The organism is Sphingobium sp. UBA5915, from assembly GCF_002431195.1.
GTDB lineage: Bacteria > Pseudomonadota > Alphaproteobacteria > Sphingomonadales > Sphingomonadaceae > Sphingobium > Sphingobium soli.
This window is the reverse complement of record NZ_DJDV01000105.1, coordinates 18,381-18,921: the sequence shown is the minus strand read 5'-3', so window position 1 is coordinate 18,921 and position 541 is coordinate 18,381. Positions and strand designations below refer to the sequence as shown.

Here is a 541-nt window from a genome sequence, read left to right as displayed (position 1 = left end):
CGATGCTGGAGGGGCTGTTCGTGATCCCCGGCACCACCCGCCGCGTCGGGCTGGACAGTTTGGTCGGCCTGGTGCCCGTGGTGGGTGACATCGCCACCGCCGCGATGGGGGCGTGGATCGTGTGGGAAGCGCGCAATCTGGGCATGTCGAAATGGCATCTGACCCGCATGGCCGCCAATGTCGGGATCGACACGCTGGTCGGCGCAATCCCGTTCGCCGGCGATATCTTCGACTTTCTCTACAAGTCCAACACCAAGAATCTGCGCATCATCCGCAAGCATCTGGACCGCCATCATCCCGCGACGGCGGTGATCGACCAGTAATCAGTCCTTTTTGCCATCCTTGGCGAGCGGCTGCACCTTGGGGTCGAGGTCGAGGATAAGGCCGGGCTTGCGGGCGGGGGCCAAGCCGGATGCGCCGCGCCGCGCTGGCCGGGCGACAGGGATGCTTGGCCCCGGCTCGATCCGCAAATAGCTGGGTCCCGGCGCCCCGCCCTGATGCGCCGGACAGCGCGTATATTCCATCGCCCGGTCCATGCAGA

1 protein-coding gene and 1 pseudogene are annotated in these 541 nt (G+C 66.0%); one reads left to right on the top strand and one right to left on the bottom strand.

All coding sequences use genetic code 11. The annotated features are described in order from the left end of the window. Positions 1 to 323, top strand: a 323-nt coding sequence (locus B2V90_RS19245; protein WP_293922848.1) for a DUF4112 domain-containing protein, incomplete at its 5' end; no start/stop codon positions are given. Here B2V90_RS19245 and B2V90_RS19240 read toward each other — a convergent pair. Continuing rightward, positions 324 to 541, bottom strand: a pseudogene (locus tag B2V90_RS19240) (ribonuclease T); the annotation flags it as partial.